This window comes from Dyadobacter sp. CY345 (assembly GCF_021502725.1).
In the GTDB taxonomy this organism is placed as follows: Bacteria; Bacteroidota; Bacteroidia; order Cytophagales; family Spirosomataceae; genus Dyadobacter.
In genome coordinates, this window is sequence record NZ_JAKFFS010000001.1 from 844841 (window position 1) to 870423 (window position 25583).

Consider the following 25583-nt stretch of genomic DNA (forward strand, 5'->3'; position numbering starts at 1 on the left):
CATGTTGACGAATAGAAAACGCAGTGTTAATATATTTCTTGCTTTATTATTGGGAGCTCATTTTTCCGTTGCACAGGTTCAACAGCCGCTTTTTCAGCTACTGGCTCCCAAGCAGACAAATGTTGATTTCAAGAATGACATCAATGAAGATGAGAGTATGAACGTTATGGCGTATGAGTACTTTTACAATGGTGGTGGCGTAGCAGTTGGAGATCTTAATAATGACGGGTTTGATGATTTGTTTTTTACGTCAAACATGAAATCTAATAAACTATATCTCAATATGACCGGCGAAAAAGGTTCGCCGATTAAATTTAAAGACATAACAAGCTCAGCCGGAAAAGGATTGGAAGGGCGAAAGGGCGGTTGGAAAACAGGCGCGACGATGGCCGATGTCAATGGTGACGGTCTTCTGGATATTCACGTCTGTTATTCGGGAAAGGTTGACGACGAAACGAGAAAAAATCAATTGTTCATCAATCAGGGTATCCAGAACGGAACCGTGAAATTTCTTGAACTGGCGAAAGAATATGGACTGGATAATGTCAGTTATAGCACACAGGCAACTTTTTTTGACTACGACAATGATGGCGATCTGGACATGTTCCTGCTGAATCATAGTGTCAAAAAAATTGATAACATGGAATTGGCCAAATTCAGAAAGGAAACTGATGAATTGGCTGGAAATAAACTTTTTGAAAATAGAAATAACAAGTTTGTTGAGGTAACCAAACAGGCTGGCATTTATCAATATCCATTAACTTTTGGTCTCGGCGTAGCCATTGCCGATATCAATCTGGATGGTTTGCAGGATATTTATGTGACCAACGATTACAACGAGCCGGATTATTTATACATAAACAACGGAAACGGTACTTTCAGCGAAGAAACCGAAATGTGTTTTCGCCATCTTGCCCAATTTTCCATGGGGCTTGATATCGCAGATTTCAACAATGATGGTTTGCCGGATATTATGTCGCTGGATATGTTGCCGGAAGATAACAAGCGTCAGAAATTGCTTCAATTGCAGGAAAATTATGAATCGTTTGAGCTAATGATGAAACAAAATCTGAACCGGCAGTATATGCGAAATATGCTTCAATTGAATAACGGAGACGGCACGTTCAGTGAAATCGCGCAGATTTCAGGCGTATCGAATACCGATTGGAGCTGGTGTCCGCTTCTGGCAGATTTTGATAATGACGGTTACAAAGACCTATTTGTCAGTAATGGTTATCTAAGAGATTATACAAATAAAGATTTTTTAAAATACTGGGGCGATTACAAAGTGCGGCAGGCTGTTAATAAGGAGCCTTTTTTATTGATGGACCTTATCAAGGCCATGCCATCAACAAAACTTGCAAACTACATTTTTAAAAATAACAAAGACCTGACATTTACAAAAATGCAGGATGTCTGGGGACTGAATAATCCGTCCATTTCCAGCGGTGCAGTATATGCCGATCTGGATAACGACGGCGACCTGGATCTGGTTGTTAGTAATATCAATGAGCCCGCCTTTATTTATCAGAATATGGGGCAGGAGCAGTCGAAGAGTAGTTATTTACAGGTTAAATTAATCCAGCCGGATGGGAATAAAAATGCGGTAGGGGCGAAAGTTTTTCTTTTTTCAAAAGGGAAACAGCAGTATCAGGAGGTTAATCCCAACAGGGGATATTTGTCATGCCTGCCATTAAAACTTAATTTTGGTTTAGATCAGGATAAACAGGTTGATACGGTAAAAATCGTCTGGCCGGATCAGAAGGAGCAGTGGCTCACCAACGTTTCAGCAAATCAGTTATTGCTTGTTGAAAAGCAATCGGGGAAATTGAAAAATGCAAAAACAGATCAGAAGAAGGTTAAGACAATATTAAGCAAAGCGCCAAGTCCATTGACGTATCAGCATGAGGGTTTCAACGAAAATGATTTCAAGCGCCAGCCGTTAATGCTTTCCATGTACTCGCAAACCGGACCAGTGGTGGCCAGCGGAGACGTAAACAAAGATGGTCTGGACGATATTTATATCAGTGGCGATCAGAACAAGCAGGGCAAAATTTGGTTGCAGGATAACAAGGGAGCTTTCTCCGAAATGCCTGGTTTTTCAATCGGGGATGAAAATGTTTCCGCTAATTCTGCCGCACTGTTTTTTGATGCAAATGGTGATGGTTTTGACGATCTATATATTGCAAAAGGAGGTTATTCACTTTTCGAGCCCAACACATTTTCTTTACAGGACGAAATTTATCTGAGCGATGGCAAGGGTAAACTGAATCTGGCGGTTTTATCTGTACCGAATATGAAAGCCAGCAGCAAATCCTGTGTACGCGCCTGTGATTATGACGGTGACGGTGATATGGATTTGTTTGTAGGTGGTCGCGTAATTCCAGGAAGATATCCGGAAACGCCGACTTCATTTTTGCTGACAAATAATGGAAAGGGAGAATTTTCCATCACCCAGGTTCCATTTTCGAAAGTCGGTATGGTGACCGATGCGCAGTGGGCCGATATGGATAATGATGGCAGAAAGGACCTGGTCATTTGTGGTGAATTTATGCCGGTAAAAATTTTCGGGAATACAAAAGAAGGTTTTGTTGATAAAACACTTCAATATTTTCCTGAGGAGGAATCAGGTTTTTGGTCGTCACTTTTGGTCGAGGATCTTGACGGCGATGGGAATAAGGATATTGTTGCCGGCAATTTCGGGACAAACTCACAGATCAAGGTTTCGCATACGGAGCCGGGTGAACTTTATTTTGCTGATTTTGATAACAACGGTTCGATTGACCCATTTTTCACTTTTTACGTTCAGGGAAAATCTTATCCATTCGTGAGTCGCGATGAGCTTAATGATCAGATTTATCCAATGCGGAAAAAATTTGCATTTTATAAAGATTACGCAAATGCGGGCATGACTGAAATTTTTGCGCCTGAGGTTTTGAATAAGTCAGAAAAACTTACTTTTAACGAAGCCCGTTCAGTCTGTTTTATGAATAAAAACGGAAAATTTGAAAAAGAGATCTTGCCAATTCAGGCTCAGTTTGCCCCGGTAACTTCGATCTCCTATCAGGATTTTGACCGCGATGGAAAGAAGGATCTAATACTTCTTGGTAACAAGTCTGATAATCGTTTGAAGCTTGGGAGTATGGATGCAAATTATGGCTGTTATTTGAAAGGAAATGGCAAAGGCCAGTTCACTTATGTAGGTCAGCCGCAGTCCGGATTGTCAGTGGTTGGTGATGTGAAATCGGTTATAGAAATTAAAATTAAAAAAGACCCATACCTCGTGATTGGAGCATTTAACAAACCGCTTCAATTTTATCAAATAGAAAAAAAGTAATGAAAAAATTTTTTCTGATAAGTTTATTTATAAGTCATTTAGTAACTGCTCAAAAATCAAAAAAGGAGCTGGATCGATTTTTACAGCCTGCTGTTTTCTCACTTACCATGGTTATGATCCACGACGTGGTAAACCCGCCTGCCGCTAGTCGATTTTATACTTATTGCTTACTTGGCGCACAGGAAATTGTTGCTCAAAACAATAAGGAAATTGTCTCGCCATCGGCTTATACGAAAGAGTTGGGGAAAATTGAAATTGAAACAAAAACAGGATACGATTACAAGATTGCCGCGTTATATTGTATCCTTGAAACCGGACGCATTATTTTGCCTTCGGGTTATATGCTTGAAGAGGATCAGAAAAAAATGCTGGCAGATTTAAAAAAAGAAGGTTATTCCGATCAGACAATCGGTCAATCTGTTGCCGTTGCACAGGATGTTGCGAAAAAAATAATCGCATTTTCAAGCAAGGATAATTATTCAACATTAAGTACCAGACTTCGTTACCGCCCTTTAAAAGGTGATGCATATTGGTTTCCGACGCCTCCCGGTTATATCGAAGGCATAGAGCCACATTGGAAAACAATCCGTCCGATGATGATTGATTCATGCGGACAGTTCAAGCCAAAACCTCCCGTTGCTTTTAGCAAGGACAGCACAAGCGAATTTTATAAACTGGCCTATGAGGTTTATGACGCAGGAAACAAATTAAATGAAGGCACACGCTTTATTGCTTCCTACTGGGATTGTAATCCCTTTGCGATAAATACCTCAGGGCACATGGCCATTGGTTTCAAAAAGATTAGTCCTGGCGGTCACTGGATGAATATTACCAGCATTGCGACAACAAAGGCGAAAGTAGATCTGGATCACGGAATTATGATTCATTCCATCGTTGCGGCTACGTTAATGGATGCGTTTATCAGTTGCTGGGATGAGAAATACAGAAGCAGTCGGATCAGGCCGGAGACGGTCATTAACCGCTATATTGATCCTCGCTGGCAGCCGCTTTTGCAAACGCCGCCCTTCCCGGAATATACCAGCGGGCATAGTGTGATTTCGACTGCGGTTGCTGAAACCCTCACGTATTTTCTTGGTGACAAATTTTCTTTTACTGACAATACCGAAGTTATTTTTGACTTGCCAACGAGAGATTTTCAATCATTCCGTCAGGCAGCAGAAGAAGCAGCGATTTCCAGATTATATGGTGGAATTCATTATCGTGACGCCATTGTCAATGGTCAGGAACAAGGGAAAAATATTGGTGAATTTATCGTGCAGAGGGTAAAATTAGCGGGTGTTAAACCTATGGTTTTAAGATAAATACTATGGCCAAGTATTTCAATTTGTCGGAAAGAATCATAGTTGGCTAAAAGAAAACTGAGAAACAGATATGATGTACAAAGATCGTCATAGAGTTTAAGTTGTATCTTTGAGGCCGCTTGGAATTGTCATAACTTTGCCGGAGGCGTTCGGATTACAATTGAGTTTTAATATCAATGAATAAGTTTTTAACGGTTAGCGTCTTTCTGGTTTTAATTGTTTCAGGTGTTTTGAGAGCACAGGATACCACTGGTGTCGCGACAGAAAATCCTGCGGTTACAACACAGAACTCACCTGTTTCTGAAAATGATTCTACTAAAATTAAAATTCGACTTGCTTTTAACAGAAAATGGGCTTTTGGATTTAATGGTGGATATAGTTATCGTTTGCCAAACAAAGGCGCCAGGACCAATCAGCCTTATTCAAAATATCTCCGGAATCTAAAATCCGGTTATTCGCTTGGTGCTGATTTTCATCGGTTTACTTGGCCGCAAGTCGGATTGGGTTTAAAATACAATATCTTCAAAAGCCAGGGAGATTTTGATAATAAAAATGGCGATGATATCACCATTCAGTTTGTTGGTCCTTCGGCCGTTTACCAATATCCTTTCAAAAACAATACGACTTCTGTCCTCGCGGGTTTTGCTTTGGGCTATCAATCGTATATCAACAAGGGCATTTCGGACGGAAATGATTTTACAAATAAAGCTAATGCCATGGGTTGGGCCGTATCAGTAGGTTTGGAACAAAAACTCAGCAATCATTTTGCTTTAAACATTTCCGGTGCCTGTTATCTCGGGACAGCATATAAATTCAAAAGAGAAGCTGGCGGAGTTACTGAAACCATAAACCTCTCCAAAGAGAAGTTTGAAGATTTATCGCGAGTTGAATTAACGCTCGGTCTCAAATTTTTCTAATAGATCATTCGTTTTGTTTTATGAAAAAGTAAGGGAAAAGTAGGATAATTTAGTCTTACTTTTGAAACCTTGGCGAAGGAAGTTAAAAACAGACTTTCAATCGGTAGATTGACCTGTGTCGCGACTTACCAAGCTAAGCCTTTTAAACTTTTCTTTCATAAGATTTCCATTTTTCAACAATGGATGCAAATCGCAAAATGATGTTAAAACCTAACCTGTTCCTATTCCTCTGTGCAGTATTTTGCTGCCTGCTAACTTCACCAACAACCATTTCTGCTCAGTCTGCGAAATCTAAAAAGCCACTGGTTGTGTTCGTAACGGGCGATCATGAGTACAGCGGCGAAGAGACGCTTGCAATAATCGCAGCCGAACTTGAAAAAAATTATGGTATGCGTACCATCGTTTTGAAAGCTTCTCCAGATTACAATTCCGAGAAAAATATTCCTGGCCTGGAAGCTTTGAAAGATGCCGACCTGGCTGTTTTTTATCTCCGTTGGCGGCAATTGCCCAAGGAACAGCTCGCTCATATTGATGCCTATCTTAAATCGGGAAAACCGGTAATGGGCTTCCGTACAACAACCCATGCCTTCAATTATCCAAAAGGAGACGAGAATGAAAAATGGAATGCTTTCGGAGAATTTGCTTTAAATTCTCCTCCCGGCTGGGGCGGAAAAGCGGCTCACACGCATTATGGACACAAAAGCAGCACTGATGTTTCTGTAATTCCTGAACAGTCAAAAAATCCTATACTCACGGGCGTTTCGCCAAAATTTCATGTTCGTTCATGGTTATACCGGGTTCTTCCGGATTATCCTACCAAAGGTTCGACTTGGTTGTTGATGGGCAAATCAGTTGATCCTGATAAACAGGACGTTGAAAATCCTGTTGCGTGGACGGGCACCAATTCCTTCGGCGGCAAAGTTTTCATGACCACCCTTGGGCATCCGGACGACTTTAAACTGGAACCTTTTCAGCGTCTGATTATCAATGCAATTCACTGGGAATTAGGACAGAAAGTACCTAAAACCTGGAAGGGCAAAATGGATATCCAGGTTCCTTACAGAGAGGCAAAATAAGCTGAGATACCACTTCAAGCCATAGTATATTCCTAAACCATGAATAAATTATCATTACGAAAATGACTAAACCCGCAAAAAGAGGCATCAATGGATTGTTTATCGTATTTGGATTAATTGTCATTGCTTTCAGTGCTTTTCAGTTCAGCGAGCCCGATTCGCTGAAACTCAAAAAAAACTCCCGAATTATCCTGCTGGGAGGAAACCTAGGGTCGAGGATGATGAACTACGGACATTTTGAAACTGAGATGCAGGTTCGATATCCCGACAGTCTGCTTTATATCAGAAATATGTGCGACGGTGGCGACACGCCTGGATTTCGTCCACATGCCAGCAGAAATTTACCCTGGGCATTTCCGGGAGCTGAAAAATTTCAGACAGAATATGCTAAAAATTCAAACAGTGAAGGTCATTTCGAATCTCCGGATGAATGGATTACGAGGCTGAAAACAGATATCATCATTGCCTTTTTTGGATATAGCGAATCGTTTCAGGGAAAAGAAGGATTGGCCAACTACAAAGCTGAGCTTGATGCATTTATCAAACATACGTTAAGTCAAAAGTACAATGGCGTCACGCCGCCTCAGTTAGCCATCGTTTCACCGATAGCGTTTGAAGATTTGTCAGCAAAATTTGATCTTCCAAACGGGAAGAAGGAAAACGAAAATCTTTCCCTCTATGCAAAGGCAATGAAGGAAGTTGCCGATCAAAATAAGGTGCTTTTCGTAGACGCATTTACGCCTTCACAGAAATGGTATGCTGAAAGTAAAGCTGATCTGACAATTGACGGATCGCAGCTAAATGAGGAAGGTTATAAAAAACTGGCTCTTTTACTTTCTGATAAGGTTTTTGGAAAAGCTTTGCCGAAAGCAGAGGCGAACCGAAACCTGGTTCACGATGCTGTTCTTGAAAAAAACTGGATGTGGCATAACGATTATAAAATTCCAAACGGTGTGCATGTTTACGGTCGCCGTTATAATCCGTTCGGACAGGATAATTATCCGGCGGAAATTAACAAAATCCGTGAGCTGACCGCCATTCGCGATCAGGCTGTCTGGCTTGCTGCTTCAAAAGGAGAAAAGCTGGATTTGGCTGCCGCTGATAAAAATACTTCGCCTTTGCCGCAGGTTAAAACGAATTATAATCCGGAGAAAAACGGAAGTCTGGAATATCTGTATGGCGAGGATGCATTGAAAAAACTGAAAGTGCCGGAAGGATATAAAATCGAGCTTTTTGCATCAGAAGAACAATTTCCTGATTTAGCAAAACCGATGCAAATGTCTTTTGATAACAAAGGAAGGCTTTGGGTTTCCACGATGCCTAGTTACCCGCATTACAAGCCGGGAGACTCAAAACCAAACGATAAAATTATCATTTTTGAAGATACAAACGGAGACGGAAAGGCAGATAAACAAACTGTTTTCGCTGACGGATTACATCTTCCATTGGGTTTTGAGATAGCAAAAGAAGGTGTTTACGTTTCCCAGGGAACCAATCTTAAAATCTTGATGGATACTAATGGTGATGGTAAGGCAGACAAAAGTGAAATTTTGTTAAGCGGTTTTGATGATCATGATACCCATCATAACAGCCATGCTTTTACGGTGGATCCGTCGGGTGCAATTTATTCTGGTGAAGGTGTTTTTCTTCATACGAATATTGAAACTTCGTACGGAACGGTGCGGGCAACAAACGGTGGATTTTACAGATATGCACCGCAGCTTAAAAAACTTGAACGCACGGCTCAGCTTTCCATCCCAAACCCCTGGGGTATAGCGTTCGATGATTGGGGGCAGCCATTTTTTGCAGAAACTTCCAGTCCGGATGTTCGTTGGATGATGCCGGGGTCTGTATTGCCTAGATATGGCGAATATACCCATAAGTCCGCGCAGCTGGTCGAAGAAGCACATCGCGTCCGCCCGACTTCCGGATTGGAATTTGTGTCAAGCCGCCATTTTCCGGATGATATTCAGGGAGATTTTCTGATCAATAATACCATTGGTTTTTTAGGTATGAAAGAACATACGCTGACAGATGACGGAACCGGATATGCAAGTAAACATCGTGCCGATCTTGTTGTCAGCGAAGACAGAAATTTCCGGCCTGTTGATATGGAATTCGCGCCAGACGGCTCTCTCTACCTGATCGACTGGCACAATATCCTGATCGGGCATATGCAGCATAACGCACGTGACCCTTTGAGGGATCATTCACACGGAAGAATCTACCGGATTACTTATCTTTCAAGGCCGTTGGTAAAACCCGCAAAAGTAGATGGGGCAAGTATCGAAGAACTTTTTGAAAATCTTAAATTGCCAGAGTATCGCACCCGATACAGAACACGTCGCGAGTTGCGGGGAAGGGATGTAAATCAGGTTTTAACAAAACTGAATACCTGGGTTGCCAGTCTGGATAAAAATGATCCGCGTTATGAGCATCATTTACTGGAAGGTTTGTGGGTGAGCTGGGGTATGGATAAAGTGGATCAAAAACTTTTGAAACAGGTACTTAAAGCAAAAGATTACCATGCGAGAGCGGCTGCGGTTAATGTAGTGCGTTACACGGGGCATCAGGTTCCCGATCAGGCAGCTTTGTTGATGCAGGCGGCGAAGGATGAAAACAGCCGTGTCAGGCTTGCGGCAATTGTGGCAGCGTCCTGGATCGGAAAGGAAAAAGGATTGCCGATTCTGGAGGAAGCTAAGAAAAAGCCATTGGACGACTGGTCTATTCACGCATACGAAACGGCAGTTGCACATTTAAATGGTGTCGGTGTAAAAAAGGAAAAAGAGGTGATTGTAAAATCGACACTTAAAGGAAAAGAACTCGAACTTTTTAATACAGGTAAAGGCATATATGCCAAGGAAGGTTACTGCACCACGTGCCATCAGCCTGACGGTAAGGGATTAACTGCTTCGGGTTTCCCTCCTTTAACTGCCAATAAGTGGGTTTTAGGTAGTGAAGATCGTCTGATAAAACTGGCTTTAAAAGGACTATTGGGACCGATCGAAGTAAGTGGCAAAAAGTATCCGGGACAAGTTCCGATGACACCATTTGGCGGACTTTTGAACGATGAGGAAATGGCAGCAGTGTTGACTTATGTCCGGAATTCCTTTGGAAATCAGGGCTCTGCAATTCTTCCGGAACGCGTTAAAAAGGTAAGAGCAGCAACGGAAAGTAAGCAGGATTTTTACTCTCCGGATCAATTGCTGAAAGAACATCCTATGGAAAAATAACAATATAGGTTTTATACAAAAAACGCGGTTGTCTGATCATTTCAGACAGCCGCGTTTTTTTGTATTTATCTGAATGTTATTCAAAAGCTATGGGATTAAATATATCTGGGGAATTTCGTAAATCAGCAATTCAAATCTCGACTTGTCCAAAGTCCAGGAATATCAGGCGACCGGTATGCAATTATAATTATTGATCTTATTTTATTCTTTTTCCCATGAAAAAGCCGGATTATGCCGATTGGAATAATAATTCAGTGTTGGAATGTTATTTTTAATTTTCATAAAAATGGGTGGTATTACAGAATTGGAAATCGACTGATTATTAGCTCTTTGTATATTAAAAATCAGATAATCAAAAAAGAGGTAAAGTACAGGAATCTATCTTCAAACGAAGTAGGAAAAAAGGCAGGAAAAGCGTATCTTTGTATGTTTAAAAAGCCCCTGGATGGGCACTTTTTATCGTAGAGTAAAACAATTAATATGGCAAACGAAACAGTGAGTGAAGTAAATAATTATTCAGCCGATAATATCCAGGTTCTTGAAGGTTTAGAGGCCGTACGTAAACGTCCGGCCATGTACATTGGTGATACTGGTTTTAAGGGGGTTCACCATTTAATTTGGGAAGTAGTTGATAACTCCATTGATGAGGCAATGGCCGGCTACTGTGACACCATCAACGTTACGATAGAAGAAGATAATTCCATTACCGTTCAGGATAATGGCCGGGGTATTCCTACCGGGCTCATGGCGAAAGAGAAAAAATCTGCACTTGAAGTCGTTTTGACTGTACTTCACGCGGGTGGTAAGTTTGATAAAGATACTTATAAAGTTTCTGGTGGTTTGCACGGTGTCGGGGTGTCCTGCGTTAATGCGCTTTCCATCCATTTACGCGTAGAAATTCACAGAGAAGGCAAAATATTCGAACAGGAATATAGCGAAGGGAAACCTTTGTATCCTGTACGTGTGATCGGTGATTCGGAAAAAACGGGAACGTTTATCCATTTTAAACCAGATGATACGATTTTTACGGTTACTGAATATAAATACGAGACTGTTGCGACACGTCTTCGCGAATTGTCCTTTTTGAATAAGGGTATTCGTATTACACTTGAAGATAAGCGTGAGCAGGATGAAAACGGCGTTAACCGTGGCGAAGAATTTCATTCAGAAATTGGTTTAAATGAGTTCGTTCTTTACCTGGAAGGAACACGTCAGGCATTGATTCCTGAGCCGATCTACATGGAAAATACCAAAGGAACGGTCCCGGTTGAAATTGCGATGATGTATAATACTTCATACGGTGAAAATGTTTTTTCTTATGTGAATAACATCAACACGGTTGAAGGTGGTACACACGTTCAGGGTTTCCGGGCAGCTTTGACCAGAACGTTGAAAAATTACGCCGACAAACAGGGTGTACTTGCCAAAGAGAAAATAGAGATTAGTGGTGATGACTTTCGTGAGGGACTAACTGCGGTTATTTCGGTGAAAGTGGCTGAACCTCAGTTCGAAGGACAGACAAAAACTAAATTAGGTAACTCTGAGGTAGTTAGTGTGGTTAGTCAGGTTGTGGCTGAAATGCTTGACACTTATCTTGCCGAGCATCCAAAGGAAGCAAGAACGATCATTGAAAAAGTAATTCTTGCCGCAAAAGCACGTATCGCTGCGAAGAAAGCACGTGAGTTGGTGCAGCGTAAGAATATTTTGACAGGTACAGGTTTGCCAGGTAAACTATCCGACTGTTCTGAGACTGATCCTGCGATTTGTGAATTGTATCTTGTCGAAGGAGACTCGGCTGGTGGAACTGCCAAGCAAGGCCGTAACCGCGCATTTCAGGCGATTTTGCCTTTGAGAGGTAAAATTCTTAATGTTGAAAAAGCACAGGAATATCGTATTTACGAAAACGAAGAGATCAAAAATATGTTCACCGCCATGGGTGTGCAGATCGGAAAAGATGGAGACGAAAGAGCGTTGAACATTGACAAACTTCGTTACCATAAGATCGTGATCATGACGGATGCGGATATTGACGGTAGTCACATTCGTACGCTGATCCTTACTTTCTTTTTCCGTTACATGAAGATTTTGATCGACAACGGTTATATCTACATTGCGCAGCCACCTTTGTATTTGGTTAAAAAGGGGAAAGAGGAAAGATATTGCTGGACGGAACAACAACGCGAAGAAGCTGTTAAGGCTGTTGGTAATGGCCGTGAGGATTTGGTGAATATCCAGCGTTATAAAGGTTTGGGAGAAATGAATGCCGAACAATTGTGGAGCACAACCATGAACCCGGACGGAAGAAGTTTGAAACAAGTATCGATAGAATCAGCAGCAGAGGCGGATCACTTATTTTCTATGTTGATGGGAGATGAAGTAGGACCTCGACGCGATTTCATCGAGAAGAATGCTAAATATGCTCGTGTAGACGTGTAACAGTCAGCTCTCGTCGCGAGTTAGAGAAAAACGGATGGCTGACTATGTTCAGTCGTCCGTTTTTTTTGAGAAAGAATTAACAAAAACTTCATCATACTAAAAACAATACATAATTAGATTCGTTGCATTTTGGGACACACGAATAGCGCGGATTGTTTAAATTCATTACCTTATGCCTGATCATACCGACCCGATAACCAATAGCGAAAAAAGAGGAAGACTTTCTGGTCTGTTTTCATTTTTTAAAAACCCAAAAGAAACAACCATGGACGACACAAAGCTTGTAAGTCCTACTGAAAAGGTGAATTCCCTGGTTCAGCAGAGCGATTTTATCAGTCGTGACCTTAGCTGGCTCAAATTCAACGACCGGGTATTGGATCAGGCGCAAAATGAGGAAAGAAATTTATTCGACCGATTAAAGTTTCTGGCAATAACCTCCTCTAATCTCGATGAGTTTTTGTCGATCCGTCTGGGTAGTTTGTATAACTATCTTGACTACGGAAAGGAGCGTGTAGATTATTCAGGATTGAGAGAAATTCCATTCAGGAAAATGCTCATGAAAGAGCTGCACGAATTTGTCCGTTTGCAGAACGCTTGTTATACCGATCAACTTCAACCTCTTTTCGCTCAACACGGTTTTCGTGTTGTTGGTATGGAGGATATGGTTGGAGAGGAGAAAGCGGAAATCGAGCAGTATTTTGAGCGAACGGTTTATCCGATGTTGACGCCTATGTTGTTCGACTATACACATGCTTTCCCTGTTTTGCTTGCGAAAGTTCTGGTGTTGGGCGTGATAACGCAGGTAAAGGGTACTTCCTCCGAAGAAGATAGGAAATTGTCTTTTGTTCAGCTTCCGCTTAATCTTCCTCGTTTTTATGTGATTGAGCGCGATAATGAGATTCTTTTTCTGCCTATTGAAAAAATAGTCAGAGCGCATATTTACAAATTATATCGCAACGTCGATATCGTCTCGACCAACCTATTCAGAATCATCAGAAACGGAGATTTTTCTCTGGAAGAAAGTGATGATATGGAATCTGATTTCATCGACGAGATTAAGCAGAAAATTAAGAACCGTCGCCTGGGTCGCGTCGTCAGCGTTGCAATTGAACCGGATACAAACCCCGATCTTTTTAATTTAATAAAAAAGAGATGGGAAATTGACGACTATAATGTTTTTAAAGTTGAAGGACTGATTGATTACACCTCGCTTTGGGCCATTGTCAAACATCCTGAATTTAAGGATCAGATTCCCCCGATACATCCGCCAGTACCACCGCTAGGATTGGAAAGAGAAAGAATTCCTGATGTTTTTGAGGCGATGAAAGAAAGAGATATTCTTTTACATCATCCATATAACAATTTTGAACCAGTGCTTCAGTTGCTGGAACAAGCCGCTGATGATCCGAAAGTACTCTCGATTAAGTTAACGATTTACCGTCTCGCGAAAAATTCCCGTGTTACAGATGCCTTGTTGCGTGCTGCCGAAAACGGGAAACACGTAGCAGTTCTGTTCGAAGTAAAGGCGAGATTCGATGAAGAAAATAACATTCGTGAAGCGCAGCGTCTGCAAAAAGCTGGCTGTTTTGTGATATACGGTATTGGTCAGTTGAAAACGCATACCAAGTTGCTGCTTATCGTTCGTAACGAAGGAAATCGCGTGTTACGTTATGCGCATTTATCAAGCGGTAACTACAATGAGGATACTTCGAGGTTATATACTGATACCGGTTTGCTGACTACAAACGAAGAATATACCCAGGATATTTCTGAGTTTTTCAATGTTATTACCGGTCATTCCAGCCCGACAGAGTATCAGAATCTGATCACAGCGCCGCGTTATATGCGGAATAAACTAATTGAGTTAATTCGTAAGGAGGCTGAAAATGCGAAAGCAGGCTTGCCTTGTGGAATTTGTATCAAAATAAATTCGCTGGAAGACAAGGAGACAATTCAGGAACTTTACACGGCTTCACAAGCTGGCGTGCCTGTTCGGCTGATCGTGCGTGGGATGTGTTGCCTGCGTCCTCGAAGAAAGGGGTTGAGCGAAAATATTTCAGTTCGTTCTTTGGTAGGAGATTTTCTTGAACACTCCAGAATATTCTATTTTCATCAGAACGGTGACCCGCTTGTTTACGGTGGCAGCGCAGATGCGATGGTTCGTAGTTTTGACCGTCGTATTGAATCGCTTTTCAAATTGGTTGATATTCGTGTCAAACAGGAGGCCATTCACATTTTGTATTTCAGTTTATTGGATAATGTGAATGCCTATGAAATGCAGGAAGATGGTACTTACATCAAATGCCTGGAACCAGATGAAGCGCCTTTGAATATCCACAAGGCATTTTTTGATGTGACGCTGGAAGATGTTTTGAAAGTAAAACTTTTTGTGCCGGATCAAAAGCCGGCTGATACGATTGTTGAGGATTTAGCAAGACAGCAACAGTCCGCAGAATCCGAACAGCAGATTTGTGAATAAAAAATATTGATATTAAACAAAAGCCGCTCAGATTTTAATTTGAGCGGCTTTTGTTTTTTATTATTCTTTAAAAAATACCCTTTTAACTCTTTCTCCGATACCTGTCAATATTTCATAAGGTATAGTTCCGATCCGACTTGACAGATCAGTGATTGGAACTTCATTGCCAAAGATAATCACTTCATCGCCTTCTTCTACTATTGCTCTGGTTACATCGATCATCGTCATGTCCATGCAGACATTACCAATCGTCGCACATAAAGTCCCGTTAACATAAACTTGGCCGATTCCGTTTCCTAATCCCCGGTCATATCCGTCTGCATAACCAATCGCCAATGTTGCGATGGCAGAATCATGACTAACCAAACCTCGTCTGCTGTAACCCACAGTTTCACCGGCGGAAAGATATTTTATCTGGGAAACAACCGTTTTTAATGTTCCTACGGGCTGTAAGAAATGTTGTTGTTGTCCTGTCGCCTCAACTCCATATAAGCCAATTCCCAGTCGAACCATATCCAGTTTAAAATCAGGGAAACGTACAATTCCGGCAGAATTTAAGATATGTTTAGTTACCTTATAACCCAAAGCCTCCTCAATTTTCGAAGCGCCTTTGATAAATCTTTCATATTGCAAAAGAGAGAAATTGTTGTGAATTCCCTCATCTGCGCCAACCAGATGACTAAAAACCGTGGAAACTTTTATAGAAGGATTAGAAGAAAGCTTCTGACATAACCAATCATAATCATCTTCGACAAATCCAAGTCTGTGCATGCCGGTGTCCAGTTTCAAATGAACAGGAGGAATCTCTGACGAATTATTTTTTCGATTGACAAACTCAATCCAATCTGTCAGTATTCGTTTGCTGTATATTTCCGGTTCAAGATGATATTGCAAAAGCGTATCGAATGTGGGTGCCGTAGAATTCATCACCATAATAGGTAACGTAATTCCGCTCTGCCGCAAAGAAACACCTTCATCCGCATAGGCAACGCCGAGATAATCAACACGATGATATTGCAGTAAATTGGCTACTTCTGAACTTCCGCTTCCATAGGCGAAAGCTTTAACCATCACCATTATCTTTGTATCCGAACCGATTTTCGACCGGTAAAAATTTAGGTTGTGGGTCAATGCGTCAAGATTTATTTCAAGAACTGTTCCGTGCAATTTTTGTTGAATACGATGGACGATTTTTTCAAATGAAAACGTCCTGGCACCTTTTACTAATACCAGACTATCGGTCAATGAGCTGAAGGGAAATGCTTTAAGAAAAGCATCGGTGTCTTTGTAAAACTTAGTTTCAGAAATATCAAATTGATTAACCTGCAGGCTGATTTCCGGGCCGATGCCAATAAGGCGGTCAATCTTTTTCTCTCGCAATAATTGGGCAATGATGCCATACAATTCTGCTGGTGCTTGTCCGGATTGTAATACGTCAGAAAGGATAACGGTTCTGTGACTACGCTGTTCCTGTTGTGATAAAAAGTTGAGCGCCATCGTTAATCCTTGCAGGTCATTGTTGTAGGTATCATCAATGACGTAACAATTATTAATTCCTTCTTTCAATTCCAAACGCATCGAGACGGGGCGCAATGTCAGTATCCTTTTTTGAATAACCGATGGCATCAGGCCGAAGTCGAGTAAAAAGACGATACAATGTGTCAGGTTCTCAAGAGAAGCGTCGTCCCGGAAAACGGTTTCAAATTGGAGGTTTCCAAAAATGCCATCGAGTTTTATGATGGTATTGTCCTTGTGAGATTCAAATGTAACGTTGATATCTGCGTCTGCCTGGCTTCCCCATGTAATTGTTTTCAGGAAGGGGTTAACCGGACGAAGGATTAATTGAATTTCTTCATCAACCTCCGTATAATCCTTGCAATAGATTAATGATTTGACTTTTGTAAAAAGACGAAGCTTTTCTGTAATTTTTTGTTTGCGGCTACGAAATCCATCATCATGCGCAGAACCGATATTTGTAAAAATTCCGACTGTCGGATTGATAACCGGCTGCAGATATTCCATCTCATGCGCACGGGAGACTCCTGCTTCAAAAATGGCAAACGTATGTTCTTTCTTCAAATTCCACACAGAAAGCGGAACACCGATTTGCGAATTATAACTTTTAGGACTTGCAACGACACGTTGGTCAGGTGCAATTAATTGCGCCAGCCATTCCTTCACAATCGTTTTCCCGTTACTTCCGACAATTCCCAAAACAGGTATTGAAAAATGGCTGCGATGCTCAGTACCGATTTTTTGCAGCGCACGAATGCTTGAAACGACAACCCAAACGGTCGCATTTTTCCAGGACTTGATATCTTTACGCAGCTTGTCATTCACCGAAGCTTCTTCTACAACAAATTCCCTTACTCCTTTTCGATAAAGCTCTTTTAAATACTGGTGACCATCGTGTCGCTCACCTTTGATGGCAAAGAATATGCTTTGTTCGGGGAAAGAAAGCTGGCGGCTATCAGTTAACAGGTAAGTCGCTGTTGTTTGTACGGATGTGGTGGTATTTTCAGTCAGAGTCATTCCAATGGTATTTGCAAAGCGCAAAGGTATTAAAGAATGATGTTTTTGTACGGTATTTTTATATAATTTGAGCGGCTGGTAAATTGATTAAGAACAGACCGGTTTTACATCCATTTTTTTGCCTTAAAATATAAAATCATACCTACGGTAACAATCGCCATTACGCCCCAGGTGTAATAGTATCCATTTGGATTTTTTAACTCTGGCATATTGTCAAAGTTCATTCCGTAAACACCAACGATGAAGGTTAAAGGCATGAAAATAGCCGAAAAAATGGTCAGCGTTTTCATCACAGCATTCATGCGGTTGCTGATTGTTGAAAGATGGACATCAGCCAAACTGGCCAGAAGTTCCCGGTAAGAATCCACCGTATCCAGCGCCTGCATGGTATGATCGTATAAATCACGATAGTATGGAACGACTTCCTTACTTATCAAAGAATTGTCTTCACGAATTAGTTGGTTAATCATATCACGAAGTGGCCAGATTGCCCTTCTCACGAAAGTGAGTTCTCTTTTTAAAGCATATAAGTCGTTCAGAGATTCTCTTTTTGAACCGCTGATGATACTTTCTTCGACCAGATCAAGCTTTTCTCCAAACTTTTCAAGCACAAGAAAATAGTTATCCACGATCACATCCATGAGTGCAAAAGCAAGATAATCTGTCCCATTTCGACGTGTTTTTCCGACAGATGCATTTAGACGATCAATTACCGGGCTGAAAATATCATTCGACCTTTCTTCCTGAAACGAGATAAGATAATTTTTCCCGGCAACGAAACTTACATGTTCAGAAGAAATCTCCAGAGGCTCTTCTGAATCTACATGAAGCATTTTTAGGGTCAAAAATATATAGCCAGTATCATAAACTTCCAGTTTCGGCTTATGTTCTGTATTGACAATGTCTTCAAGAATCAGTGGATGGAGGTTATATAAGTTTCCAATTTTGCCGACCAATGCCGTTTCATGAATTCCATCAACATCCAACCAGGTAATATGTGGTTCTATATTTGGATTCGCCGCACATTCTGCAAGACTCGTGACAGCTTCATTTTTATAGAATTTCTCACTGTATTGAATTTTTCGAATCTTGGTTTTTAACTCATTTTCAGGCCCGATGTATGTTAAAGTACCTGGTGACGTTAATAAATTCTCCCGTTTTGGACGATGCTTTCGTTTCGACATTCTGTTACAATGAGACGATATTACCTGGATGGATTGATAGTTTGGTCTTTGACCAGATTATTCGCGAAGGTGATAAATTAATAAAGGAACGTGGGTGTCCACAACCAGTTTTTTTGTCACACTTGGATTAATAAGAAATTCTTCAATGAATGAGCGTTCTCTCGTTGACATAATCAGCAGGTCTGCATTAACTTCGTCGCAATAATCTTCAATTCCGTCAAGCACACTGTCCGCCTTTCTATAAACAACTTCATCTTCGCCAATAATAAATTCTCCCTTAATATCATCAAGATACTGATTATCAGGTTGGATATCTGGCTGAGAATCTGCACTTACTTTCAGCAATGTTAGTTTGCTTCCCAAATGATTCATCAAAATAAATACTTCGCGGAGAATGTCATTTTCTGCATATTCAAATTGCGTTGCATAAACGACCTTGCTAAATCTTTTCGGTTCAGCCTGCGGAGGAATAATCATTACCGGGCAGGGAGAATGAAGCGCAATGTTGGTAGCAGAACTACCAATTAATTTATCCAGAAATCCACCTGTTCCTGTTCTTCCTGTTACAACCAAACTGGGTTTATATTCTTCAATTGCATCTTCCACCGCAGACTGAACGCCACCAACTGCCCAAATTCCTTCCGCTTTGTACCCTTCCGCTACAACATTAGCGACATATCCATCCAGCTGGTGACGGAAATTTGCTTCCAGGTCATCGCCTATGTAAGAATAATCCGGTGAACCGATTCCTGGTAAAACACTTCCAGGCATTACGCTAACATCCGGAATATATGGCTGATAGGCATGCAAGATCAACAGTTCAGTATTTTCTTTGTCCGCCATAATTTTTGCTGCGGCCAAAGCGCGTTCAGCATTTTCTGAAAAGTCGATGGGAATCAGGATCCGGTTCATAATAGTTTGGTTTCGTGGAGTATATAAGTTGAGTCCAATATACTTTAATTGTGATTATAACGTATTAAATAAACGTAAAGAATAGTGCCAGAGAAGTATGATCTTGCGTAACAACTATTCGTATTTACGCCAAAAACCCAGAATGAACCCTGTTGCGCTATACACAACTACACTTACCCCACCATCGATCAGCGACAGTTCAATAGGTCTCATCGAAAACATATCTTTAACAATAGTTTCGAAAAGGACAAATACGGTTCCGAAAAGCAAACCGATAAGAAATCCGATATAACCTGATTTAACGGGAATTTTCGTGAAAACCCAACCGACTGTATAAGCCATGAAGGAAGTCGAGACGATACTTGATAGGTATGGAATTGGGCTGACGGAAGATGGCATGGGTTGTTTGGCCAAACCATTTAATAAGGACCACTCCTCGGAAAAAATGTAATACCATAAAGCAGGAATGATTTGTCCAATTACCACACAAACCAACACAGCCCAAAGATTGACGGATTGTTTTCTCATATCAGAGTTGTTATTCAGTCATCAAACTGGAAATTTAAAGCCGCTGATTATTGGAGAAGAATCAGAAGCTCTCTTATTGTAACGGTTTAAGAAAGTCAATATTTCTTTTCAAACCGTCATACTTCGTTCGCTTGAGTGGCGAGCGCCTGAATAGTTCTCGGAAAACTTCTTCAGTTATTTCCTCCCAGTCATTCCTTTTGAAGCCGGCTAGTTCCTGAGGCAGAGCGAAGTCCGAAATTTTTGTAGGCTGGGAAAAACGGTTCCAGGGACAAACATCCTGGCAAATATCGCAGCCGAAAATCCAGTTATTAAATTTCCCTTTGGCCTCTTCCGGGATTGCATCTTTTAATTCGATTGTATAATAACTGATGCATTTACTTCCATCAACCACATACGGTTCAGTAATTGCATCGGTCGGGCAGGCGTCAATACAACGCGTACAAGTCCCGCAATAATCTTTAACGGCCCCATCGTATGCTAATTTTAAATCACAGATAATTTCTCCGATAAAGAAAAAACTACCCATATCCCGGTTGAGTAAATTGGAATGACGGCCGACCCATCCCAAACCACTTTTTGCCGCCCATGCTTTGTCCATCACAGGGGCCGAGTCAACAAAAATTCTACCGTTCACTTCGCCAATTTCTTCCTGAATCGCTTCCAGTAATAGTTGAAGTTTTTCTTTCAGCACGAAATGATAATCCTTTCCATAAGCATATTTGGAAAGTTTGAGGTCTTCGGCTTCTTCCGGAAGCCTTTCGGAAGGATAATAATTCAATAAAACGGAAATGACACATTCTGCACCGTCGACTAGTTTTCTTGGGTCGAGCCGTTTATCAAAATGGTTTGCCATATAACCCATCGCACCATGATGATTTTGGTTTAGCCAGTTTTCCAGTCTCGGAGCTTCCTTTTCAAGAAATTCAGCTTTGGATATACCACAATAATCGAAACCAATTTCAGCTGCTTTCGATTTAATAAACTGGCTCCTTTCCGCGCGTATGAGTTCTTCCGTAGTCATGTTGCAAAGTTACGAAATGCAGTCGGAATGTCATCTTGTCAGTTTTTTTCGTGCTGGCAAAGTAATTTAGTATACTTCGGTACATGAAATTTCATGAAAGTGCAGGAAAACTATGCCGAAAAATACAGAAGACAACATATAAAAGGACATGGAAAACCAAATAAATGAGGATGCCAATTCAGTAAATACTGACAATGTGGAAAACGAAGAAAAAAAAGTTGCAGAAAATGGCCTTCCAATGGACAATGCTGGCGAAGTAATCGGAGAAATTGAAGAAGTTGATCCGTCAGAAGCGCATAAAACGGAGGTTGCAGAGCTGAAAGATAAATATATGCGACTGTATGCTGATTTTGAAAATTTTCGCAGACGCACTGCAAAAGAAAAACTGGAAATGATCTCGGGTGCAAGTGCTGATCTTATAAAAGCAGTATTGCCAATCGTTGATGATTTCGAACGCGCAAAAGTTTCATTCGATTCTTCCACTGAAATCGAAGCTTTGAAAGAAGGTGTTGATTTGATCTATACCAAATTATACAAAACACTTGAATCAAAAGGATTGAAGCCCATGCAGTCAAAAGGTGAGGTTTTCGATGCAGAACTTCACGAATCCATCGCTCAGTTTCCTGCTCCTACGGAAGATTTGAAAGGAAAGGTAATTGACGAAATTGAAAAAGGATATTTTCTAAATGAAAAAGTGATTCGCTACGCCAAGGTAATTGTTGGCGCCTGATCATATCAAATAAATAATGGTAATGTATGCTCTAACTGACATCCATTATTGAATTTTTACTGCGGTAAAGACTGCATACATTACTCATTGAAAAATTAAAATGGCAAAGAAAAGAGATTTTTACGAAGTTCTCGGCGTTGATCGTGGCGCTTCTGCAGACGATATCAAGAAGGCTTATCGCAAGCTTGCGATTAAGTTTCATCCGGATAAAAACCCTGACGATCCAACGGCGGAAGATAAATTCAAAGAAGCTGCGGAGGCTTACAGCATTTTGAGCGACGAGAATAAGCGTCAGCGTTATGACCAGTTTGGTCATGCTGGTGTTGGCGGTGCCGCGGGCGGAGCTGGCGCAGGAGGTTTCGGCGGCGGCGGTTTTTCTATGGATGACATATTCTCGCAGTTCGGCGATATTTTCGGAGGCGGCGAAAGTCCTTTCGGTGATATTTTCGGCCGTGGCGGCGGTGGCGGTGGCCGTAGAGTACGTCGTGGTTCTGATTTGAGAATTAAGCTTAAACTTAATCTTGAAGAAGTCGCAAACGGTGTTGAGAAAAAAATTAAGGTAAAACGGCATGTCAGTTGTAACACTTGCGGAGGAAACGGCGCAAAACATGGTACAGCACTGACAACTTGTACGGGCTGTAACGGAACGGGGCAGGTGCGTAAAGTCGTAAGTACGATGTTGGGACAAATGGTTTCCACAACAACTTGCCCTACTTGTAACGGCGACGGAAAAATTATCAGCGAGCGTTGTGATGCGTGTGCGGGTGAGGGACGTTTATTACAAGATGATTTAATTACTTTGAATATTCCTGGCGGTGTTGCGGAAGGTATGCAGCTATCAATGTCAGGCAAAGGCAACGTGCCTTCACGAGGTGGCGTCGCCGGGGATTTGCTGATCGTGATCGAAGAGGAAGAAGATCTGAACCTGAAACGTGACGGAAACAATGTTGTATTTGATATGCACATGAGTTTTGTCGATGCAGCGTTAGGTACTTCGACTGAGATTCCTACAATTGACGGTAAGGCGAGAATAACCATTGAACCAGGTACGCAGGCAGGAAAAATTCTTCGTTTGAAAGGAAAAGGTATTAAAGATTTGAATGGTTACGGTAAAGGTGATCAGCTGGTGCATATCAGCGTGTGGACGCCTCAGCAGTTAACTTCTGATGAGCGCGAAACGCTTGAATCGCTTCGTAATTCTCCAAACTTTCAGCCAAAACCTGGTAAGAACGAAAAAGGATTTTTTGATAAAATGAAAGATTTCTTTCATTGATCTGTTTTGAAGGAAGAAATATAGAAACGAGCCGGTCAGTCATGATTCGGCTCGTTTTATTTTTAATGTAAATGTAACGTCACATTTGAAAAATAGTCACTATGTGATTTTACCTTTGCGGGTAGATTTAATTTAAAATTATGACTTATAAAACTTTAAAGGCAGCTGCGATATGTCTCGCTATGCTTTGTTCAGGAATGCAAACTGAGGCACAAAACAAACCAACGGAATTGACCTTCGCGACTTATAATGTGAGTATGGAGGCTGAGAATTATGTTAAAAAAGGGACAGCGGGAATTTCCGAGAAAGTCTTAATTGGTGAACTGGCATCAGGAAATAACACTCAGATAAAAAACATCGCCAAAATTATTCAGACGGTAAGGCCGGATGTGATTTTGCTGAATGAGTTTGATTATATCAAAGATCCAAAGCAGGGCGTTTTGCAATTTATTAAAGGATATCTTGAAAAAGGGCAGGGTGGAGCCAAGGGAATTGAGTATCCATACTATTATTATGGAACATCAAATACCGGACAGCCAAGTCCGTATGACCTGGATAACGATGGCGTAGCAAGTAAAACCGGTGCGGATGCCTGGGGATTTGGTTTATATCCGGGACAGTATGCTATGGTATTGATTTCAAGATATCCGATTGATCTGGCCAATGTCAGGACATTTCAGAATTTCAAATGGAAAGATATGCCGGGTGCTTTGAAAACAGTCAAGGCGGATGGAAGCGACTGGTATACTGCTGACGCCTGGGCTTCTTTTCCGCTCTCGTCAAAATCGCATTGGGATGTTCCGGTTAAAGTTGGTAATAAAACAATCCATTTTCTTGCAAGCCATCCGACGCCACCGTCATTTGATGGTGCCGAAGACCGCAATGGAAAAAGAAATCATGACGAGATCAGGTTCTGGAAAGACTATATCAGCGATGCAGGCAACGAATATATTTATGACGACAAGGGGAAAAAAGGAGGTTTGCCTGCCAATTCTTCTTTTGTAATTCTCGGCGACCAGAATGCTTCGCCTGTTGAAGGAAATGCGGTATCCGAAGGAATTAAAGCACTTCTGGCGAGTCCGAAAGTAAATAGTGAAAATGCTCCTGAAAGTAAAGGTGGAGCAGGGCATTCGCCAAATAACCCGTTTGCTAAAAATCATACGGCCTTCTGGCGAATGAGAGCTGACTATGTGCTGCCATCACGTTCAGGATTTAAGATTATGGATAGTGGCGTTTTCTGGCCTGCAAAAGGTGAGCCGATGGCTGAACTTGTTGAAAAAAGAGAATCCAGTTCGGACCACCGATTGGTATGGATCAAGGTTATGTTTGAATAAATTTAAATCTTAATAAAAAAGGAGAAGCGACCGCTTCTCCTTTTTTATTGAACGACAACGACCGAATCTTCTTTTATTTCGAGATTATAGATGTGGTCAGAATCTTCGTCTTTCGAGCTGCTAAATTTTCCGAAAGTCCTGTCCCATTTCTTCCTTGAACCAATGGCTACGAGCCGATACATTCCATTCGCAGCAGAATTTTTAGTAATGTCGTACGTCAGCCTGACCGCAAGATTTTCTGGAATATTGGTCAGGAAAACTGAATCAACAATTGTGCTCGAAGAAGTATCACCGTTTACAATAAATACAGTTAAGCGACTTATTTTATCTGTGGATTTATTGGTAACTAAATATTGTACGTCAGCTACGGCTGGCTCAGTTTCACTACAAGATTGAGACACAGTGAAAATAAATAAGAGCGTAAACAGACAATATAATTTTGGTAAAATATTTCCATTCTTGTTGGGGGTAATCATAACTTTAAGAGTAAGTTTTCAGTCGAACCCAAAGCTAGTAACAAGTTGTAGTATTTTATTATAGAATTTATTCTATAATATTAATTCTATTAAAATTTCAGGATAAAATTTTATTGATTGTTTTTTTATTACAAATATGATCAATAGATTTTACTGCATCACTTTCGTGCGTTTTTCGGAATCCACTTTTTTTCTGACTCTAAAAAAAGTCGCCAGGTTCATGCGCAAATAACTTGCTACATGCTGGTCTGCAATGAAGTTCTGAATGTGACTGTATTCCCGTTCAAATTTTTGGTATAATTCGTCTTCCGTGAGCATGTAAAGAGCCTGCATCCGTTTTTCCAGCCTGATAAGCCTTCTTTCCATAATCTCCTGATACACTTTTTCCATATCGGGATAATGAAGTATTAGTGATCTGAAATTCTTTTTAGATATACTGTACAAAACCACATTAGTGCATGTTTCAACGTAATCTATCGAAGGTTGATCGTAAATGAAATTTGAAGAAGTCATGATACAGTCGCCGATGGTATCGAAACCATTGGTCCATTCCTGTCCAATACGGCTGTAATAATTACGGGTGATACCTTCGCCAATAAAATGAACCATTTCCTGCGGCTTGTCAGGAGAGATTAATATAGTCTTGTCGGAATGTTCGGTGGTAATTAATTTTGAGAGAACAGCTTCATATGTTCGCTCACTTATGATGTTGTAGTTACAGAGTAACGAGAATATTTTGTGCATACGTCGGCCTGAAAATTAGCTTTTTCAAGAAATACCGATTACTGATTCT

At 41.0% G+C, this 25583-nt stretch carries 17 protein-coding genes; 10 read left to right on the plus strand and 7 right to left on the minus strand.

What is annotated here, in order from left to right; all coding sequences use genetic code 11:
• Window position 1: 1 nt before the first annotated feature.
• From L0657_RS03560 to ppk1, 7 genes are all read left to right on the plus strand, one after another.
• The gene (locus L0657_RS03560) at window positions 2-3337 is read left to right on the plus strand and encodes a VCBS repeat-containing protein (protein ID WP_235149019.1); all 3336 of its coding nucleotides are present in this window, start codon (window positions 2-4) and stop codon (window positions 3335-3337) included.
• Window positions 3337-4659: a vanadium-dependent haloperoxidase gene (locus tag L0657_RS03565; RefSeq protein WP_235149020.1), complete on the plus strand. Its 1323-nt coding sequence runs from the start codon at window positions 3337-3339 to the stop codon at window positions 4657-4659. Before L0657_RS03560 ends, L0657_RS03565 begins: the two co-directional genes overlap by 1 nt.
• A 176-nt stretch (window positions 4660-4835) precedes the next feature.
• Window positions 4836-5576: a porin family protein gene (locus L0657_RS03570; RefSeq protein WP_235149021.1), complete on the plus strand. Its 741-nt coding sequence runs from the start codon at window positions 4836-4838 to the stop codon at window positions 5574-5576.
• A gap of 197 nt (window positions 5577-5773) precedes the next feature.
• Window positions 5774-6652 (plus strand): ThuA domain-containing protein, encoded by an 879-nt coding sequence (locus L0657_RS03575; protein ID WP_409015024.1) that lies wholly within the window; start codon window positions 5774-5776, stop codon window positions 6650-6652.
• Window positions 6653-6714: 62 nt separating this feature from the next.
• A complete protein-coding gene (locus L0657_RS03580; protein WP_235149023.1) occupies window positions 6715-9885 on the plus strand; it encodes a PVC-type heme-binding CxxCH protein in 3171 nt (1056 codons plus the stop codon).
• A gap of 480 nt (window positions 9886-10365) precedes the next feature.
• Complete coding sequence (gene gyrB / locus L0657_RS03585) at window positions 10366-12321, plus strand: DNA topoisomerase (ATP-hydrolyzing) subunit B (RefSeq protein ID WP_235149024.1); 1956 nt, start codon at window positions 10366-10368, stop codon at window positions 12319-12321.
• Between the two features lie 172 nt (window positions 12322-12493).
• Window positions 12494-14800: a polyphosphate kinase 1 gene (gene ppk1 / locus L0657_RS03590; RefSeq protein ID WP_235149025.1), complete on the plus strand. Its 2307-nt coding sequence runs from the start codon at window positions 12494-12496 to the stop codon at window positions 14798-14800.
• 60 nt (window positions 14801-14860) lie between these two features.
• Here the strand turns inward: ppk1 and L0657_RS03595 are convergent, their stop codons facing one another.
• The 5 genes from L0657_RS03595 to queG form a co-directional block, all read right to left on the minus strand.
• A complete protein-coding gene (locus L0657_RS03595; RefSeq protein ID WP_235149026.1) occupies window positions 14861-17332 on the minus strand; it encodes a bifunctional UDP-N-acetylmuramoyl-tripeptide:D-alanyl-D-alanine ligase/alanine racemase in 2472 nt (823 codons plus the stop codon).
• Between the two features lie 104 nt (window positions 17333-17436).
• Window positions 17437-18516, minus strand: a complete 1080-nt coding sequence (gene corA, locus L0657_RS03600) for a magnesium/cobalt transporter CorA (RefSeq protein ID WP_235149027.1) — start codon at window positions 18514-18516, stop codon at window positions 17437-17439.
• Between the two features lie 57 nt (window positions 18517-18573).
• Entirely contained in the window at window positions 18574-19428 is an 855-nt protein-coding gene (locus L0657_RS03605; RefSeq protein WP_235149028.1) for a universal stress protein, read from the minus strand.
• A gap of 114 nt (window positions 19429-19542) precedes the next feature.
• Window positions 19543-19956: a DUF1761 domain-containing protein gene (locus L0657_RS03610; protein ID WP_235149029.1), complete on the minus strand. Its 414-nt coding sequence runs from the start codon at window positions 19954-19956 to the stop codon at window positions 19543-19545.
• 73 nt (window positions 19957-20029) lie between these two features.
• A complete protein-coding gene (queG, locus tag L0657_RS03615) occupies window positions 20030-20977 on the minus strand; it encodes a tRNA epoxyqueuosine(34) reductase QueG (protein WP_235149030.1) in 948 nt (315 codons plus the stop codon).
• A 148-nt stretch (window positions 20978-21125) separates the two neighbouring features.
• Between queG and L0657_RS03620 the strand changes: the two genes are divergently transcribed.
• The 3 genes from L0657_RS03620 (at window position 21126) to L0657_RS03630 (ending at window position 24314) form a co-directional block, all read left to right on the plus strand.
• Window positions 21126-21707 carry a nucleotide exchange factor GrpE gene (locus L0657_RS03620; protein ID WP_235149031.1) on the plus strand — a complete coding sequence of 194 codons (582 nt, stop codon included), beginning with the start codon at window positions 21126-21128 and terminating at the stop codon, window positions 21705-21707.
• A 100-nt stretch (window positions 21708-21807) separates the two neighbouring features.
• Complete coding sequence (gene dnaJ / locus L0657_RS03625) at window positions 21808-22980, plus strand: molecular chaperone DnaJ (protein ID WP_235149032.1); 1173 nt, start codon at window positions 21808-21810, stop codon at window positions 22978-22980.
• A gap of 140 nt (window positions 22981-23120) precedes the next feature.
• Complete coding sequence (locus L0657_RS03630; protein ID WP_235149033.1) at window positions 23121-24314, plus strand: endonuclease/exonuclease/phosphatase family protein; 1194 nt, start codon at window positions 23121-23123, stop codon at window positions 24312-24314.
• 44 nt (window positions 24315-24358) lie between these two features.
• Here L0657_RS03630 and L0657_RS03635 read toward each other — a convergent pair whose 3' ends face one another.
• Entirely contained in the window at window positions 24359-24790 is a 432-nt protein-coding gene (locus tag L0657_RS03635) for a hypothetical protein (protein ID WP_235149034.1), read from the minus strand.
• 150 nt (window positions 24791-24940) lie between these two features.
• The gene (locus L0657_RS03640) at window positions 24941-25534 is read right to left on the minus strand and encodes a Crp/Fnr family transcriptional regulator (RefSeq protein WP_235149035.1); all 594 of its coding nucleotides are present in this window, start codon (window positions 25532-25534) and stop codon (window positions 24941-24943) included.
• Between the last annotated feature and the right edge of the window lie 49 nt (window positions 25535-25583).